Here is an 18,165-nt window from a genome sequence, read left to right on the forward strand (position 1 = left end):
TGACAATCTACACCATGGCTCGCCTCGTTCACGAGGTCAGCGGCGAGCGCGTTGTGATCAGGTGGTCCTGTCCGACGAGGTATGCGAGCGACAGAGATGGAATGGCGACGCTCTACTCTGGACTGCTCAGAAAGTAAGCACGTTGCTCACATCTGGGCAGCCCGAAGCTCGCGCTGAAGTGATACGCGCAAAGACAGCGACCGCACCCGATCGCGACGCTTGCCATCCTGGGACCGCTAATCTGGCATGTCCCGGACATCCGACGACTTAAGGGTTTGATTGATCACATCGATAATCTCTACCCCGTCCCGATCAGGATATCCTAGCCGTTCAAGAAGATCGTCAATCCTCGGCAAAATTGCAGCACAATGGTGCAAGCCCCCAACGGATACCCCTATGAATGCCGCCAGGCTGGATACGGGCAGCCGGGGCAGCGCCTTGTCCAGCTCCCCCCTTGCAGATAACCGGGGAGCCAGTGCCGCCAGCACCGAGAACGCGCTTAAAAGCACAACACGACAGGCGAGTCGTTCAAGCACGTCGCCGACCAGCGCGGTAGTAAAGGCGTCTTCATACAGAACAACGCCATGAAAGTTGGGACCTACCGCATAGCCCGCCGACCGCTCAAATGCCCTGCGCAACAAAAAGTACGCCTGTTGCAGATTACCCATACGACCTGTCTCCGTCCCTGACTGTGGATCGCCTCGCGGCCCGACCGTCCCGAGGAAACCTTCGCGCGAACTGACAAATCGGCTAAGCGTGCGAAGCACCGAGCGATAAACCTGAAGCGGGCGGCCATAGCAAAGGTAACCGTACCGGCTCGGCATGTCGCCGACGTCACGGAGCGGTCCCACGCTCTGCTGACGCCATGCCAGTATGTCTACGGGAATAGCCATGTCCCATTTCAGACTCGATGGCAACGGATGACAATTTTCCATAGCTCCCGCCAGGATTTGCGCCTGAAGTCGTTGCAGCACCGGGATGTCGTATGCCCACCGGCTGGCAATCGCATCCAGAAACCGAAGTTTGCGGATCGAATCATTGAACCACGCACACACCGGCGAGAACGCCCGCTCCACGAACGCGCCGTGCCGGCGAACGTCATCTTCGTCTCCGCACTGAAACGGTTCACCACAGAAAAATTCGCCGCAGCGCGTGCAGCGAAACGGCTTGTTGAAAAGCCGTGCACAAACCCGGTACTCACCGACCGGTGCGCCGCAGTGCTCGCACGAGTCAGTCAATAGACACCCGTGTAGCGGGCACTGATGCATCGCCGCGAGCTGAAACCATATGCAATGGAACCCACAAGCCATACAGACGGGACAAAATCGCAACACCGGGCTCCACATAATGCGGCGGAGGTTTGGCAACTGGTCTTCCACCCCGAGCTCGGCAGGTTTCCAGCACCAGCCAGCCAATTCATTGAGGCGATCCTGCAGGCGCAGACCACAGTCCATAAACTGAAAGTCGCGGGTGCCTTTGCCTCCTGTTGAGAATGCGCGAACAACACCAGCCCTTGTCCATACGTTCAAGTCGGCGAGGCGTGCTAACACCGCGTAAGTCGATTCGTGTGGCAGTGGAGCGAGATCAGCGCCGGTGATCGCATGCATACCCTGAGACCGTATGGATTTTGACTGTCTGCAGTCCCGCGTCCATTTCGCTCATAGCGCCTTCCAGACATGCAAGCATTTTCCGCGAAACGGCGTCGGACGATCGACGCTTCGCGCCACGCTCCGGCGGGACGCAGCGGTGAATAGCACCCGCCACAATCGAGTACGTCGAAGCATTCACATACCCCGACCGCTGCATCAAGTCACACATGATCGTCTGCTACCGTTCAACTCGAAGGCAGTGGTTGACAACGTAGTGCGTGTGAACGCACGCGTCGCAAAGAAAGGGGAGAACGGCTTAAGTGACAGGCCCGGCACGGTCGGAAAGAAAACCCAACCGCAATGCACGCCGTCGGTTTCAGTGGCACAGAACGGTGGTTGTAACTCCGATGCACAATGAGCGGGATGATGTGCCTTCCAGATGGTCATCGCACCGAGGCCAAGATAGTAGGCAAACGCAGCGAGACGTGGCGTACCGCCGCGGCTGCGCTCGAAAGGGATTGGCGGGGCCTGGTCCGGGACGGGATCGCGCAACATCAACTCCGATTCGCGTGATCGCGCCCAGGCGTCGGTCAAAACCTGCCAAAGGCATCGTTCGTAGTCCGGCGGAGTTTTATCACTCGTTTTGGGTATCAATTGAGGCTCCTCGTGCTGCCCCTGGTACATCCATCGGTCCAGGCGTCGCCCTGCGATCCGCCAGAGTGTGGCTCGAGTGACCGCGTCCGACGCCTCGTAGTAGCGCCAAGGGTCATCTTCGCGTCGAGGGAATGTCTTGACGCTCCAGCCAAGGACCGTAACCTCTTGAAACAGAGATCGGGTGAACAGATCGGGCGGCGTAAAACACGCGTACGCCGCGCTTAGCACCAACTCGCGACGCAATTGGGAACGACGGTCGACGGATTGCTCCGGGTCGTTGGCATAATGCACCAGGAACTCTAAAGCACCAACGTTCTGCAGCCAGTCGTAGATGGGGTGAAGGCTGCGACGGATCAGTTCTGTCTGATCTCTCAGATCTTCGTGCTGCTGTAACGAGGTGCAGGCACCCGAATATGGGCAACCACAGCGGGCGCATTGGTAAGGCACATCGAATGCCCGGCGCCAGTTGAGCGCAGTTGGTAACGCCGTTCCGCACGTCATGCAGAATGATTGAAGCTGGCAGCCGTGCAATGGGCATTGTTGCAGCGCCTCGATCTGGTAGAGGTACGAGTGGTAAGCTGCCTCAAGGCAAACCGGGCAGATTCGGAGTCGGTTTGTGAGCAGGAGGTCGGTGAATACGGGAGACGTCAGGGGGTCCGCATCCGGGACGGAGACGCCATCAACCTCGAAACGCGCCCAGGAGTGCCGGGAAGCGGTGTGTGCCACCTGCGCCCAGGAAATGGCAGTGTGGTATTTCCTCAGGCTGCGAAGCACTCCGGCCGCGCTAGCTCCATTGACATAAGCAAACCGCATGTTGAGAGAAAAATCCGACTCGAAAGGAAGCGGACCAAGGTCCGCTCCCGCCCAAGCCCCCGCTTGCGTCGCCATCATTTCTTGCCTGTTTTGCCATGTTTACCTGTCGTGCGGGGCTGGTCATCCCCTCCCTCCCCGACCATTTCGTAGCCACACGCTCGGAGAGCCTCGCACCACCGTTTTCCGTCAAGTGGTAAGGCAATGTCGGGTGAATCGTCCGAAGCGAGTGCGGTCAGGAACCGTCGAAGGGCCGGTAGAAGTAGCCCCATTGATATGGTCTCGTTCCGCGTCGCAACTGTGAGCGGAAGGAAGCCCGTCTCTCGAAGAGCATCCGTTAGAGTTGCGACTTCACCCTCGAGGCGCCATCCTTTCTCCCAGGCGTAGGGAGCATAAAATTGCGTCCATGTCACACCGGCCTCGACGAATGGCAGGCGATCAATTTCATGGAACAGCGCCTTGACCTCCTCCGGCAACGCGATATCGCCAAAGCGGAACCTGCACGCGAAAAAACGCCGGACCAGATCCCGATGTGCGACGAGTCCTTTCATTTTCGTCGCGAAGTCAGGACTCTGTCCGAATGAAACCGTGACGAGGTGGACCTGTTCGGTAAACAGATCGTTGTAGATAGCCTTAAGAAACTTGATGTCCCTGGCCGTCATGTTTTGGGCTTCGTCGAAGAGAAAGATAATCTTGCGGGCTTCTGCGGACCTGGCGACGTCAAGGAGTCGCTTGACTATGCGTTGACGCAACGAATACGCGGTCCCCGTGACGTCACCGTGGCAAAGCACGTGCAGCCACTGCACCAGAAACTCCTTGGTTGGCTGATCACTTGAATCCGTGACGTTGAATACAAATACAGGGATATCGCCGAACTCACTCTCAAGGTATTCGCGGATCAGCGCGATAGCGCACGTCTTCCCACTCGATGAAGGCGCGGTAAAGCAGCAACTTTGCCCTCCCACAACGAGCAAAACCTTTATCTCCCGGTACGCCATTCGGATCGGGGGGGTCTCGAGGACTGCTTCAGCCGGCAGTGGATGCAACATCACTAGCTCTTCATGAGAGAAGCGCTTGCCGCTACCGTCTTGTTGGCTTCCTTGCGGGCTACCGTGTCGCTTAGTCATGGCTACTCTCCTTGCGCGGCGTACGATTCAAGCCAAACGGATCGGTGTGCGGCTCACTACCCGCCGACCATGTCTCGCCGTCGAACGCGTCTTCACCTCCATTTGCCGGTGTCATTTCGCGAACCGTGCTCTGGCTACGAGCCTGGGTACGCTCCTGGGCTGCCAGATCCAGTGCGTTGCGTGCTGCCACACCGCCGCGCCCTTTGCGCCGCGTGATTTGATTGATTTTTTCCTGGCGCCACTTCGCCAACGGCTCAGGGTTGCCATCCAGGTCGTCCATAGGCTTGCCGCGCATGATGAGCTTGCGTTGACGCCACGAAATCGGCACCTTGGATAATCCGTGATGTGTCTCAACCATGCCAAGATCTTCCCCGGTCTTCTCGACAATCGCGCGCGCAAAACATGCGTCACGTCGGTCTACGTAAAGCAATAGCCATTGGCGAAGCAGGTGGGCGGAACCCGATAGCTTGCCTCCTTTGTAGCGGCACCGATCGACCCTGGCATATGGCGCTTCTCCGCGTTCGAGACTGCCACGCACTACCCGTCTTTCAAGATGCGAAAGAAGATGGTTATCGCGTTGAATCGCTAGCGGCAGCGGTTGAGGAAAAAACGGCTGATCTGGGTTCCCAATAGCGGCCTTCAGCACTTCAATCGGGCTCGACCATTGACTCGCCTCAGATGGCGAGAGGTTGATATTTGCGATTCCGCCGTAGATAACCGATTCGATTTCCGCGAGCGAAATTTTCAGGTCACGAGCTTTTGTTTCAGGCGACGTGCGCCGCGGATCGTCAGGGCCTGTTCCGTATGTCGACGGCAGACGAGACAGGCCGCGACGGTCAAGTTCCCCGATAAGCGATTCAATGACTTGGCGCACCCACCATTGATAGGCCGGGCCATAGCTCAAGACGCACCCAATGGTGTCGATGACGTTGTTCACAAAATCATCGGCCCGATTGCACAGCGCGTTGTCCACACGCAGAACCACGTAGCCGTGCCAAGCTAACTCTGGCAAAAAGTGGCGGACGAGAAATTTTCCGCCATCTGTGTATTGGAGCCGACCTGCGAAAATTGTGTCGTCAGCGGGATTCAGTGCACTGCTAATCGCCTCCAGTCCCAAATCCGCAGATGGCTCGACCTCGAACAGCAGGCTTACCCCCGCTATCGCCCGTGGCCACTCGCTAGCCAAGAGGCCGAAATACCACCGTGCGACCGGCACCTCCAGTTGCTTTCCATCTTCGTTCTCAACGATCAGGATCGAACCAGCTCCCGCCTGCTGGTAGTCCAGTTGCATAAACGAGAAAGGCCGGCGCGGCTGGATTCTTACGACCTCTCCCCGTCCGATCTGTTGACGCCGCTTTGCATCTACCCCTCCCACTGGAGCTGCGTCACCGGACGACTTCTCCAGATTGTGAGCGTAGACGCGTATGGCCTGACATCCCTGGTCGTGTCTGCAAAATGGCCAGTCGTTCAACGTCGCGCCCTTCTCTGTCAGCTTGGCTCGAAACTCTCCGGCCAGCGACTGAAAGCTGTAGAAGGTTTTCACCCCCTTCGCGTCTCTTCCCAGAATCCTCTCATCCAGCCACTTGCGAATATCCGCATGCTTCGTTAGCGTCATCGTGAGGGCACCGGCGCAGCCGAGTGACTTCTGCGACCGCCTGGGGTCAACTGCGCTGACTCTGCGATAGCGGTGAACGCGGGTCCCGGGAATCAATGCAAAGTAGCCATACGGCTGCCCCTTCTCGTCAAACTCCAGGCACCGCTTGTAAAGCCGACGCACTTCTTTCATCTGTAGAGAGCAGGTCTTCCATATGATGTCGCACGACGCACCCGCCATGTAGAGGTCAATCGCATTGCGCCGTTGTTCGAACTTTCGCTGATCAACCAGGGGGAAGACCGAAATATCTGGCAGTGACCATCTGCCGTTCGATCGCGACTGTGCACAAACCAGCCTGCGCGGCCTACCTCGCCCCACATCGGGGCTGTGCGCTTCGCTGGTTGTTGGTTGTGTGGCCTCGAGCTGCGCGGCGAATTCCAGTTCGCTTTGTCGCTGCTCCATTTCAACCCGCTGAAAGTCGCGCCCTTCTCTCCACCGCACCACCGTACGGCCGCACAGCAACGTGGATTTCAGATCCGCCTCGGCGAGACCCGCGTGGAGAAGCCGGGCGACTGCGCCAAAAGTCAACGCGGGATCTGGGCCAACCTCCTCGAGCAATTCAATCAACGTGGCATTGCGCCGTAGATTGAGGATGTTCTGTACGGCCAACATCGCGTGGTTCCAGTCCACGCGCCGAGTCACGGTGATGGCCCGGCAGAGCGTAAGCCAGTTGTCGAACTGCAGCTCCCATCGCCCCAACTCAGAAAGATCGTGCGTCTCATAGGTGTGTCCCTGGGGATTGGCAACTGGCGTTTTTGCGTCGACGCGAGAGCGACCCGGTGGCCGCACGCCCTCAGTGATCTTGCACAATCTTTGCTCCCCAGATCGGTATTGAACGAAGAGATTCACCGCATCCGGGTCAACGCCGTGCTCAGTGGCAACGCGATTCAGTTCGCTACTATCAACGACATACGAAGTGACCTCTCTGTCTGACTCAAGTTTGGCGACTGCCCAAATCAGTGGCAGGTCGCCTTCTATGACTGACCTCAGATGAGTCTTCGGCAGGTCAGCCACCCAGATATTTTCCTTTTTTCTCCCACGCTCCCGAATTGCGGAGGAAACAGATACTCGATCGTCAGGATAAAAACCGGGAAGATCCGATTTCGCAGAATTAGCCATCTTGTGCCTCGACATGCAAATGACGAAACCGCAAGACGCAGCGTCCCTTGATTTTTGCCCGACAATGGACAAAAATCAACTCACGTACGAATGCAGCCTCGTACTTTCAGAGTGTGTCTAAGAGGGAGTTGGGTGATGGCCAGCTCTCTCCTTCCTTGAAGGGAAGTAGATTTATTCGACTTCCTTTCGTCCAAGCATTCGACTTATTTCACAATATTCTCCTTTCCGACGTGTTCGGACGAGCGCGGGCCGGCGCTGACAGCCAATGTGTCAGCACTGGGCGGCGAGTCGCGGCAGTGATGGGTCTCAGTACTTCAATTGTCCCAATGATCTGGATCGATTTTTTCTCCTATATTGCCTCCTCTGCAGGTTATCAACTATTTTTACATCAATTTAACCGCAAAATCAAAAGGTAAGGGAATATACGTAACGCGTATCTATAAATTAATTTATATTGCATTCATTCAGATAACGCGTATGCGTAAAATCGATTTAAAATTCCACCCACCCTTTACCAAACTATATATCCTAAAATTTCATCCTGGTTATATCAATTTTAGGTGACATAGTTAGCATTGCTATTGAATAAAATTGTTCGATTCAAAGCGAGACTTTGGTCGCTATCGGATGCGGAAGAATCGGTAGCTGACGCAGGGTATGCAGTGTGAACAAGTCGCCTTCATGCTCTCCAGATCCTCATCGAACCTGATGGCTGCGGCATGCAAGGCCACGCGAGCTGGGATAGTCGCGCGCACTAGAGTTGCTGACGGGACAACTGTCCAAACCGTAGCAGTTTCGACATCCGTCAAACGCTCGCTTGCCGTGACGGCAACGCCAGATCGAAAGTCATATGCCTGCGGAAATCGCCTCGAGACGGTGCTCTGTGGGGTCTCCCGCGGCACACGTCTTTCGTGCCCACTTGAACCACTCACTCGCAGCACTACCATCCTCGAGCGAGATTCCGGATTGCCGCGCCCGAGCTTCGAGGTGGTCTATGTATGCCTGCCGGCGCACGAGCGCATGCCATGTATCGGCTTCCGCAGAGAGTCCATCGATCCGTTCGCGATCTGCGCGTGCTGCTTCAGCGGCTTCCTGAACCGCGCGCTCATGAGTCGCGAGGCGGAATGCCTCACTCGCCTGACGCAAGCGCGTGGCGACGTGATTCAGCTGGGATTCGAGCGGCCTTCCCGGTTGGTCACGCACCGCTATGACATTTCCAATCGGGGCCCGGTTTCCTGCTGAACGCAGCGTGAGTCGAAGTTTTCCCGTAGCGCGCGGGCGCCTATGTCCGGCTCCGGTGCCTCTGCTCGTGATTTCGGTTAGCCGAAACGACAGATCCAGACCGTGATGCGAAAAGATTGTCCTCTGGCCAACGACTTCAATCTTGAACCCTCTCTCGCGCATTCCGACGATCAACGCATCCGCCATGCTCAGGGCCCGCTGCAACTGGGCCTGAGTAGTAGCGATAGTGATGTATCCCGGGCCCGGTGCGACGATGTCAGTTACGTCCCGCGCGCCAGCGGCTTTGCGTACCCGTTTGTACACCAGAGGAACCTCAGACTTTTCCGACACGCGCTCCATCCGCCGCAAATGGTTCGCCAGTTTCGCCACAAGTGCGGTGCGCAAAGTGCCATCAGATCGAACCAGAATTTGTGCGTCAGGCTCGCTTTCCTCCCACTCGATACGGCCGCATGCAAGGCTGAGATCCTCGGCAAGTCGCCCACGGCGATTGTATTTTTCGGGATGGATCCGGATGTTCGTTGGCCCGCGATGCGCCGGAAGGTCCGGTCGGTCTGGTGCCCGACCAACCCGTTTCTTGGCCCAATACCCAAGCTGTGGAACGGGAATGTCCATCCTGGCGCAAACCTTTCGCAAGCCTACATCGGAGATGCCATAACGCTTACCCAAATTGATCATGGGCTCGCGCCACACGGCTTCGTAAAGCGCTCCCCGTTCGAGCACAATTGAGCATCCCATGCTTCCTCCCTGCGTCTGGATCTGATACACGAAGGGAGGTTTAGCATAAGTCACTGCCGAAGCAAGCGATCAATTTGAGAGCACGTTTGCGTCACGTGTTTGCTGTCATTTCCATTACGCACGATGTTTGCGATCAGAGAGCGCGTGAAACCCAGTTTGCTTGACGGAGGCGCAACGGAAATTTGCGTCACAATTTTCACTGAGGCTATGCCCCACCGGCGACAGCAGGCACGGAATTAGGAACTCGAGTTGCGTTGGAGCGCTCCTTCATAGGCTCGGTCGAACGCAACGGTCATGTATCGTTTGGCACCTTTTTACCGTTGCGTCGATCAATGGCTTTCCTTCAGTTATCGGATTCGCTGGTTTCAGGGCAACTGAGAAGCGTCACGCTTATCTGCTCATCCAACTGCACCCGTACACGCGCTCAAGCTCGAAAGCCTTCAGGCGCAATCAAAGCGCCTCAACCAGGTCCTTTCGTCGCGACTGGCAATAGGCGGAGCACGCAACCTGCGCCGCGTTTGCAGCAGCATGAATCATCAGATTCGCGTTTACCGGCTTGCAAAGCGACACGATGATCGGCGGGGGAACGGGTTTGAGCGGCAACTCAATGAATTCACCGCTCTGCAATGCTTCGGCGACGAATAAACCTGGAATGGCTGCCACGCCATATCCGTCCCGCACAAGCTGGACGATAGCAGCCACAGAGGGCGAACAGGTGATTCGCGTCTGTTCGGCCGACATCCCGACCTGCTGCGCCAGAGCATGAACAATACTATCGAGGGCCACTTGCGGCGCCGTACCGCGCCCGAAGGTCAGCACCGGACGTTGCAGGACCCGCAGCGCGAGACCTTGGGCGCGCTTCGACAACAAGCCTCGTCTGGCAATCCATCGGACCGGATAACTTGCGATGGCGCTCGACACGATCTTGGTACTGTCGATCCCCTCGACCCGTATCGCGAGATCCAGATCGCCGCTCAACAACCGTCGTTGCAGCACCGCACTCGAATCGACGGTCAGGTCCACTTCGAGCTTCGGAAAACTTGCGTTCAACTCGGTGATGTAATGGGCGAGCCAGCTATGCACGACAGTCTCGATCACGCCCAACCGAAGCTTCCCGCCAACCACGACTTCCTGGCCTGCCGCTTCCCGCAAAGCGCGCGCTGCATCGACAACATTCTTTGCCAGCCCGAGCAGACTCTGCCCCGAGGGCGTCAACCGGAACTTTGTCGTCGAACGGTCGACGAGTTCGGTCTTCAGTTCGTCCTCCAGCGAGCGGATACGCAGCGAAATGGTGGCCGGCGTCGCATGCAGCACGCGCGCCGTCGCCCGAAAGTTTTCGAGTTGAGCAAGCGTAACGAATGTTTCAAGAAAACGCGTGTTCATAGGGTGCGGCGCTTGAGTGTCTGTCGCGTATCGCCGGTACGGATCGACAACTGGTCCAGGAGAGTTCGCGCAGCGGCTCTGCGTCGAATCAGCCAAGTATGAACCTTAACAAAAGGCACTGGTTGGCCGAAGCAGACTTTTTTCTTGCTCAGCCTGCTCAAAGGCACACGACGCCCAGTACGGGCGATAGCATTCCACACGTTTCTACCCAAAAAGCCCGTCAGTGCTCGCTTCCCGGCCGTAGCATGTACGGCCGGCTGCCTCAGGGCGAGGCGCCGATTACGTACAAACCCTGATCAAGTTGTTAAGAAAACCTTAACATAGGCGGCACGAATTACTCGCTGGCGCAGCTATTTTTTCAGCCCTAATCTGCATTCCATCGAACTCACGACGGGACTGCAGCCATGCCGTACACCTTTCGCCAGCAAGTCCGCAACAAGCAATTCTCCGGTCCGACGGCCGGTTATTGCGGCGACTTCGCGCAAGCCAACCTCGCCATTCTCCCGAGTGCCTACGCCGAGGATTTCCTGCGCTTTTGCGTTCGCAACCCGAGAGCTTGTCCGCTCCTCGCCGTAGGCGAGCCGGGGCAATTCGATCTGCCGGCGCTCGGCCGCAACGTCGATATCCGCACGGATGTTCCCGGTTACAACGTCTATCGCGAGGGCGTGCTGTGCGAGCAGCCCGCCAACATCCTCGAACTGTGGCGCGATGATCTGGTCGTGTTCGCCATCGGCTGCTCGTTCTCGTTCGAGCAGATGCTCGCGCACGAACGCATCCCGCTGCGGCACGTCGATGAAGGTGTCAACGTGCCGATGTACCGCACCAATATTCCCAATCATGCGACCGGTCCGTTCGGAGGCCAGCTTGTCGTATCGATGCGGCCGATGAGCGGCGCCCATGCAGTCCGCGCCGTTCAGGTGACGAGCCGGTTTCCGTCGGTGCACGGCGCGCCTGTGCATATCGGCAGCCCGGCCGTGCTCGGAATTGAGGACCTTGCGAGGCCCGATTTCGGCGATCCGGTGTCGATCCATGAACACGAGCTGCCGGTCTTCTGGGCCTGCGGCGTGACGCCCCAGAGCGCCATCGAAAGCGCGCGTCTGCCGTTCGCGATCGCGCATCGACCGGGTCACATGCTGATCACCGACATCCCCAACGCATCTCTGGCCGTGCTCTGACGCACAGACTCGCCGAATCTCAGGAGAAACGCATGAACACGGAAGCGCACTACGCGAGCAAGACGCTCGACGACGGAACAGCCGAGGCCGCGAGCGACGGCATGTTCGGCTGGTACCGGCACACCAGCGGCAGCGAACGACGGGCATTCTGGAGCTGCAAGATCGGCTACGCACTCGACGCGATGGACACGCAGTTTTTGAGCTTCGTGATCCCTACCCTGATCGCGACCTGGAGCCTGAGCAAGGGCGAGGCCGGTTTGATCGGCACTGTCACGCTGCTGACGTCCGCGCTCGGTGGCTGGGTGGCGGGCATCCTGTCGGATCGCATCGGCCGCGTGAAGACGCTGCAAATCACGATCCTGTGGTTCGCCTTTTTTACCCTGGTCTGCGCGTTCGCGCAGAACTACGGCCAGCTTCTGATCGCGCGCGGTTTGATGGGCTTCGGCTTCGGCGGCGAATGGACGGCGGGCGCAGTCTTGATCGGCGAAGTGATCCGGCCGCGCGATCGCGGCAAGGCCGTGGGCATGGTGCAGGCCGGCTGGGCAATTGGCTGGGCGGTGTCCGCGGGACTCTACACGCTGGTGTTCTCGCTCCTCCCCGGCGATATGGCGTGGCGTGCGCTGTTCGCACTGGGTGTCTTGCCCGCGCCCTTCGTGATCTTCATCCGCCGTTTCGTCGAGGAACCTGAAGTCCACAAGCAACACAAGCAACGCGAAACCGAAGCCGGCCATTCAAGCTCGTTCCTCGAAATTTTCGGTCCCGGCATCTGGCTGACGACGCTTCGCACCGCAATTCTCGCAACCGGCACGCAAGGTGGCTACTACGCGATTACCACCTGGCTGCCGACCTATCTCAAGACCGAGCAGCACCTGAGCGTGGTCGGTACCGGCGGCTATCTCGCGGTGGTTATCGCAGGCTCGTATGCGGGCTACCTGTGCGGCGCCTTTCTCAGTGACCGCTTTGGCCGCAAGCTCAACTTCATCGCGTTCTCGATTGCGTCGATGGCGATCGCCCTGCTCTACACCCGTGTGCCCATGAGCAACGCGATGCTGCTCATGCTCGGTTTCCCGCTCGGATTCTTTGCATCGGGAATTTTCGCCGGGATGGGGGCGTTCATGACCGAACTCTTCCCCACCCGCATGCGCGGTTCCGGTCAAGGCTTCTGCTACAACTTCGGCCGCGCGGTCGGTGCGACGTTCCCGTTCCTGATCGGCTTCGTCGCGCAAAAAATGCCGTTGGGCATCGCGATCGGCACCTTCGCCGCGGCCGCTTATGGTGTCGTCATTCTGGCAGCGCTGACGCTGCCCGAGACGCGCGGCGCGCAACTCAAGTCGTGAGAACTTCCTTTGTTACCGGAGCTTCGTCTGATGCACCAAACTGAAAAACCCGCACCACGCGATCGCCGTTGGCAATTCTGGATCGACCGCGGAGGTACCTTCACCGATATCGTCGCCCGTCGTCCCGATGGACGACTCGTTACCCACAAGGTGCTTTCCGAGAATCCAGAGCGATATCGCGATTCCGCCGTCCAGGGGATCCGCGAATTGCTGGGTGTCGCCGCGCACGAACCGGTTCCCGCGCACCTGATCGACAGCGTGCGAATGGGCACGACGGTCGCGACCAACGCCCTGCTCGAACGCAAGGGTGCGCCTACGGTTCTCGCGATCACGAAGGGCTTCGCCGATGCGCTGCGCATCGCCTATCAAAGCCGTCCTAAGCTGTTCGTGCGCAACATCGAATTGCCGACGCTGTTGTATGAGCAAGTGGTGGAGATCGAGGAGCGGATCGGCGCGCGCGGCGAAGTGATTTGCGAACTGGATGTCGAGCAGGCTTTCGTTGCGCTCCGAAACGCCTTCGACAGCGGCATCCGCTCGTGCGCAATCGTGCTGATGCATGGCTATCGATACACCGGCCACGAGCGCAGACTCAAGGAAATCGCGCAGGACATCGGTTATGCGCAGATATCCGTGAGCCACGAAGTCAGCCCGCTGATGAAGCTCGTGTCGCGCGGCGATACGACCGTCGTCGATGCTTACCTGTCGCCGATTCTGCGTCACTACGTCCGGCAAGTTGAAAGCGATCTGGGCGCTGTGCCGCTGCAGTTCATGCAGAGCAACGGCGGCCTCACCGACGCGCACCGCTTCCAGGGCAAGGACGCGATTCTGTCCGGGCCCGCCGGTGGCATCGTGGGCGCGGCGCAGGTGTCGAAGCTTGCGGGCTTCGAGAAGATCATCGGCTTCGACATGGGTGGCACTTCGACCGATGTCACGCACTACGCCGGCGAATACGAGCGCGAGTTCGCAACGGAAGTGGCGGGCGTTCGAATCCGCGCTCCGATGATGAAAATCCATACCGTCGCGGCAGGCGGCGGTTCGATCTGCAGCTTCGACGGCGCGCGATTGCGCGTGGGTCCCGAGAGCGCCGGTGCAAATCCAGGGCCGGCTTCGTATCGACGCGGCGGCCCGCTGACCGTCACCGATTGCAACGTGATGACAGGCAAGATCAGCGCGCAGTGGTTTCCACACGTGTTCGGACCTGAAGGCAATCTGCCGCTCGATGCCGACGTCGTAAAGCGAAAGTTTGCCGAGGTCGCAACGCAGGTCGCAACGGCGACCGGTGCTCAGCGAACTCCGGAAGAAATCGCCGAGGGTTTCCTCAAGATCGCTGTCGAGAACATGGCGAATGCGGTCAAGCAGATCTCGGTCCAGCGAGGCTACGACGTGACGAAGTACACGCTCGCCTGCTTCGGCGGTGCTGGCGGTCAGCATGCGTGCCTCGTTGCGGATGCGCTCGGCATGAAGCGTGTCTTCATTCATCCGCTTGCGGGCGTGTTGTCGGCATACGGCATGGGTCTCGCCGATGTGCGTGCATTGCGTCAGCAGGCCGTCGAGACTCGACTGGATGCGGCAGCGCTCGCCGCATGCGAGGAAGCATTCGGGCCGCTGGAAGCGGCGGCAGAAAGCGAAGTCGCCCAGCAGCGTATCGCGGCGGACTGCATCACGCTGCGCCGCACACTCCACGTCAAATACGACGGCACCGACACCGCGCTCGAGATTGAATTCATCAACGACACGCCGGCGATCGTCACGACCTTCGAGCGCCTCTACCGCGCCCGTTACGGTTTCCTGATGCCGAATAAGGCGCTCGTGATCGAAGCGGTCGCAGTGGAGGCGATCGGCCGGGCACACGATGTCGAAGATGAACAGTGGCCGCTTGCCGACAGCGCTTCTGTCAATCCGCTGCCGCTCGCTACGACACGCATGTTTTCGCGCGGCGAATGGCATGACACACCGGTCTTCGATCGCGATTCTCTTGCGCCCGGCGCACGTATCGACGGGCCGGCCATCATCAGCGAAAGAACCGGCACGACGGTGATCGAACCGGGTTGGCAGGTTCAGGTCAGCAAGCACAACCACCTCGTGGTCGATCGTACGACCGCTCTCGTGAACCGTCATGCGATCGGCACCGAAGCCGATCCGGTGTTGCTCGAAGTATTCAACAACCTGTTCATGTCGATTGCCGAGCAGATGGGCGTGACGCTTGCGAACACGTCGTATTCGGTGAACATCAAGGAACGTCTCGACTTCTCGTGCGCCCTCTTCGACGCCGGCGGCAATCTGATTGCCAACGCTCCGCACATGCCGGTGCATCTCGGGTCGATGGGCGAGAGCGTGCAGACCATCATCGAGCGCCGTTCGGACAGCATGCAACCGGGCGATGTCTTTGTACTCAACGCGCCGTATGCAGGCGGCACGCATCTGCCGGACGTGACAGTAGTCATGCCGGTCTTCGTCGAAGGCCACGCAGAGCCGACGTTCTATGTCGCGGCGCGTGGCCATCACGCGGACATCGGCGGGATTTCACCCGGCTCGATGCCGCCCGATTCCACGCACGTCGACCAGGAAGGTGTGCTGCTCGACAACGTCCAGCTAGTCGAGCAAGGCCGCTTTCTCGAACGCGAAATGCGCGAGTTGCTCACCTCGGGTCGTTATCCGGTTCGCAACGTTGAACAGAACGTGGCCGACTTGCGGGCGCAGGTCGCGGCGTGCACGAAAGGCGCGCAGGAACTGGATCGAATGTGCGCCCAGTTCGGGCTCGACGTGGTGCGCGCGTACATGCAGCACGTTCAGGACAACGCCGAGGAAGTCGTGCGGCGAACGCTGTCGGTTCTCAGGAACGGCCGCTTCGAATACGAACTCGACGACGGCGCGAAGATCGTCGTCGCCGTGTCGATCGATCGCGAGGCGCGTTCGGCTGTCATCGACTTCGAAGGCACGAGCGAGCAGCAGCCCAACAACTACAACGCGCCATCGGCGATCTGCAAGGCGGCGGTGCTGTATGTGTTCCGCACCCTCGTCGACGACGATATTCCGCTCAACGCCGGTTGCCTCAAACCGCTGGACATCCGCATCCCGACCGGCTCGATGCTCAACCCGCGCTATCCGGCGGCGGTCGTCGCTGGCAATGTGGAAACCTCGCAAGTCGTGACCGACGCCCTCTACGGCGCGCTCGGCGTCATGGCCGGTGCGCAGGGCACCATGAACAACTTCACGTTCGGCAACGAGCAGTACCAATACTACGAGACCATTTGCGGCGGCGCCGGAGCGGGCGCGTCGTTCGCGGGTTGTAGCGCGGTGCAGACGCATATGACCAACTCACGGTTGACCGATCCGGAAGTGCTCGAATGGCGCTTCCCGGTTCGTCTCGAAGACTTTAGGGTCCGCCGCGGCAGCGGCGGCGCCGGGCAATGGGCGGGCGGTGACGGAACCGAGCGGCGCGTCTGCTTCCTCGCGCCCATGACGGCCGTCATTCTCTCGAACCGCCGACGGGTTGCGCCCTTCGGGATGGCAGGTGGATCGCCCGGGAAAGTCGGCGTAAATTGGGTCGAACGAGCCGGTTCGCCCGTGCGCGAAGCGTTCGGCGCGCGGCATCAGGTCCAGATGAATTCCGGTGACGTATTCGTCATTCAAACACCCGGCGGCGGTGGATATGGGGTGGCGCCTGAATCGCAGTAGCGACTACTTGTTGGTGGCCATCGCGCCTGCGCTCTTGGCGCCGCCGAACAGTTGCGTCAGATACTGCGAGTTGTTGTTGGTGGTGGCCATCAGCGAATTCAGCGCCGTGAACTTCGCGTGGTACTGAGAGGTCAGTTGCTGCGTATAAGTGCTCAACGCGTTCGACCGCGTCGTCACAGTCTGCAGGTCGGACGTGAGCTTGTCGGTACGGATATCGACGATGCCGCCGGTCTTCGTGAACGCGCTGATGCTGGTGTTCAGTTGCGCCGCCACACCATTGGTCGAGTTGAACAGGGCCGCGACCTGGCTCGGGTTACTCTGCACCGCGCTCGCCAGGGCGCTGGAATCGACCGACAACTGGCCGTTCGATTCCAGCGAAATGCCGAGCGAGGAGAGGGTTGCGGTGACGCCGGAGTTGCTGACGCTGCCGCTCACGATGTTGCCGAGCGTGCTCTGGATCGTGTTGAGCATCGAGTCGCCGAGTAGCGGGCCGCCTTGCGAACCGGCTGCGGCGCTCGAATTGAACGACGAAAGACTGCTCATCGTGCTCACGACGGCGTTGTAGTCGGACACGAAGGTCTCGATGTCGTTGACCTGGGTCGAGGTGTCCGGCGCGATCGTCAGCGATTGCGTGGTGCCCACGGCGGCTGCCGACAGATTCATTGTCACGCCGGTCAGCACGGTGGTGACCGTGTTGCTCGCGCTGCTTGCGCTGGTGCCGTTCAGCGTGAACTGGGCATCCTGCGCGGCCGTGCTCTGGCTCCAGGCAATGCTGCCCGCAGACGCGATGGTCGAGGCGCCGCTAGTAGTCGTGGCGCCTTGTGCCGACGTCACGCCGAGGCTCGAGAGCCCGTTGTCGTCGGCGAGGTTGCTGACGTTCACGGTGATCGTGTTGGCCGCGCCTGTGGTGGTCGAGCTGAGCACCAAGTGCTGTCCGTCGGAGCCATTGACCACGGTGGCAGAAAGGCCCGGGTTGCTGCTCGAGCTGTTGATGGCCGAAGCGATATCGCTCAGCGTGTCGTTCGTCGACGTGACAGCGAGCTGCATCGACTTGCTGCCCACCGAGATCGTCAGGTTGCCGGTGCCGAGCGAACTTGACTGCGCAGTGGTGAAGGCGCCCGAGGAAAGGCTCTGCGCCTGCGCGATCTGCGTGACGTCGACGGAGTATGAACCCGCCACGGCGCCGGTTGCGGCGCTTGCGGTCAGCCCGCTGCCGCTTGCAGTCGCGGTGAAGGTCGACTGCAGCGTGCCGTTGAAAAGCGGCGCGAGTCCGACCTGCAGCGACGACAGCGAAGCCGAGAGCGTGCCGATTGCGGAAATCTGGGTGTTGTCGTTGGCCGCTTCAGTGGTCAGCGCGGCGGTTTGACCAGCGACCTTCGAGTTGACGACGGCCGTCACGATGGACTGGACGTCCAGCGACGTATTGCCTGTTGAGCCACCGATCAGCGACTGTCCCGCCTCTTGCAACGCTGACTGCGCTGAGGCTTCGGCGGCGGCTGCTGCTGCCGACGACGAGAGGGAAGGCGTGGCGCCGGAAATCGTTGACATGAAAAACTCCATACACAGTCGCAATCACGCGACAGATTTAACGGCCTGAGGCGGCTCGCCGCAGCGATTGTCGGTGATGGTAAACGTAGAAGACGCGATTCCAGCCTTCAAAAA

The 18,165-nt window shown here is 59.5% G+C and carries 10 protein-coding genes; 3 read left to right on the forward strand and 7 right to left on the reverse strand.

What is annotated here, in order from left to right; all coding sequences use genetic code 11:
* Positions 1–236 precede the first annotated feature (236 nt).
* From BLQ92_RS20335 to BLQ92_RS20360, 6 genes are all read right to left on the reverse strand, one after another.
* A complete protein-coding gene (locus tag BLQ92_RS20335) occupies positions 237–1,607 on the reverse strand; it encodes a TniQ family protein (protein WP_143016640.1) in 1,371 nt (456 codons plus the stop codon).
* 198 nt (positions 1,608–1,805) lie between these two features.
* Positions 1,806–3,131 carry a TniQ family protein gene (locus BLQ92_RS20340; RefSeq protein ID WP_090686347.1) on the reverse strand — a complete coding sequence of 442 codons (1,326 nt, stop codon included), beginning with the start codon at positions 3,129–3,131 and terminating at the stop codon, positions 1,806–1,808.
* Positions 3,131–4,180, reverse strand: coding sequence for an ATP-binding protein (locus BLQ92_RS20345; RefSeq protein ID WP_090686348.1), 1,050 nt, complete (start codon positions 4,178–4,180; stop codon positions 3,131–3,133). The genes BLQ92_RS20340 and BLQ92_RS20345 overlap by 1 nt, the downstream gene beginning before the upstream one ends.
* Entirely contained in the window at positions 4,173–6,953 is a 2,781-nt protein-coding gene (locus tag BLQ92_RS20350) for a hypothetical protein (RefSeq protein WP_143016642.1), read from the reverse strand. The genes BLQ92_RS20345 and BLQ92_RS20350 overlap by 8 nt, the downstream gene beginning before the upstream one ends.
* A gap of 846 nt (positions 6,954–7,799) precedes the next feature.
* On the reverse strand, positions 7,800–8,870 hold the full coding sequence (locus tag BLQ92_RS20355; protein WP_175772223.1) for a hypothetical protein: 1,071 nt from the start codon (positions 8,868–8,870) through the stop codon (positions 7,800–7,802).
* Between the two features lie 510 nt (positions 8,871–9,380).
* Positions 9,381–10,313, reverse strand: a complete 933-nt coding sequence (locus BLQ92_RS20360) for a LysR family transcriptional regulator (protein ID WP_090686351.1) — start codon at positions 10,311–10,313, stop codon at positions 9,381–9,383.
* 404 nt (positions 10,314–10,717) lie between these two features.
* Here BLQ92_RS20360 and BLQ92_RS20365 point away from each other — a divergent pair, with 404 nt between their 5' ends.
* Genes BLQ92_RS20365 through BLQ92_RS20375 form a run of 3 tightly spaced genes read left to right on the forward strand, consistent with a single transcriptional unit; the run spans position 10,718 to position 16,503 of the window.
* Entirely contained in the window at positions 10,718–11,488 is a 771-nt protein-coding gene (locus BLQ92_RS20365) for a putative hydro-lyase (protein ID WP_090686352.1), read from the forward strand.
* 32 nt (positions 11,489–11,520) lie between these two features.
* On the forward strand, positions 11,521–12,825 hold the full coding sequence (locus BLQ92_RS20370) for an MFS transporter (protein ID WP_175772222.1): 1,305 nt from the start codon (positions 11,521–11,523) through the stop codon (positions 12,823–12,825).
* A gap of 30 nt (positions 12,826–12,855) precedes the next feature.
* A complete protein-coding gene (locus tag BLQ92_RS20375; RefSeq protein ID WP_090686353.1) occupies positions 12,856–16,503 on the forward strand; it encodes a hydantoinase B/oxoprolinase family protein in 3,648 nt (1,215 codons plus the stop codon).
* A 3-nt stretch (positions 16,504–16,506) separates the two neighbouring features.
* Here BLQ92_RS20375 and fliD read toward each other — a convergent pair whose 3' ends face one another.
* A complete protein-coding gene (fliD, locus tag BLQ92_RS20380; RefSeq protein ID WP_090686354.1) occupies positions 16,507–18,051 on the reverse strand; it encodes a flagellar filament capping protein FliD in 1,545 nt (514 codons plus the stop codon).
* Between the last annotated feature and the right edge of the window lie 114 nt (positions 18,052–18,165).

The sequence above is a fragment of the Paraburkholderia phenazinium genome (genome assembly GCF_900100735.1).
GTDB classification, from domain to species: domain Bacteria; phylum Pseudomonadota; class Gammaproteobacteria; order Burkholderiales; family Burkholderiaceae; genus Paraburkholderia; species Paraburkholderia phenazinia.

Coding starts and splice junctions, on each gene's coding strand:
- BLQ92_RS20335 (WP_143016640.1), bottom strand. CDS start 1,607: ATGCATGCGATCACCGGCGCTGATCTCGCTCCACTGCCACACGAATCG.
- BLQ92_RS20340 (WP_090686347.1), bottom strand. CDS start 3,131: ATGGCGACGCAAGCGGGGGCTTGGGCGGGAGCGGACCTTGGTCCGCTT.
- BLQ92_RS20345 (WP_090686348.1), bottom strand. CDS start 4,180: ATGACTAAGCGACACGGTAGCCCGCAAGGAAGCCAACAAGACGGTAGC.
- BLQ92_RS20350 (WP_143016642.1), bottom strand. CDS start 6,953: ATGGCTAATTCTGCGAAATCGGATCTTCCCGGTTTTTATCCTGACGAT.
- BLQ92_RS20355 (WP_175772223.1), bottom strand. CDS start 8,870: ATGATCAATTTGGGTAAGCGTTATGGCATCTCCGATGTAGGCTTGCGA.
- BLQ92_RS20360 (WP_090686351.1), bottom strand. CDS start 10,313: ATGAACACGCGTTTTCTTGAAACATTCGTTACGCTTGCTCAACTCGAA.
- BLQ92_RS20365 (WP_090686352.1), top strand. CDS start 10,718: ATGCCGTACACCTTTCGCCAGCAAGTCCGCAACAAGCAATTCTCCGGT.
- BLQ92_RS20370 (WP_175772222.1), top strand. CDS start 11,521: ATGAACACGGAAGCGCACTACGCGAGCAAGACGCTCGACGACGGAACA.
- BLQ92_RS20375 (WP_090686353.1), top strand. CDS start 12,856: ATGCACCAAACTGAAAAACCCGCACCACGCGATCGCCGTTGGCAATTC.
- fliD (WP_090686354.1), bottom strand. CDS start 18,051: ATGTCAACGATTTCCGGCGCCACGCCTTCCCTCTCGTCGTCGGCAGCA.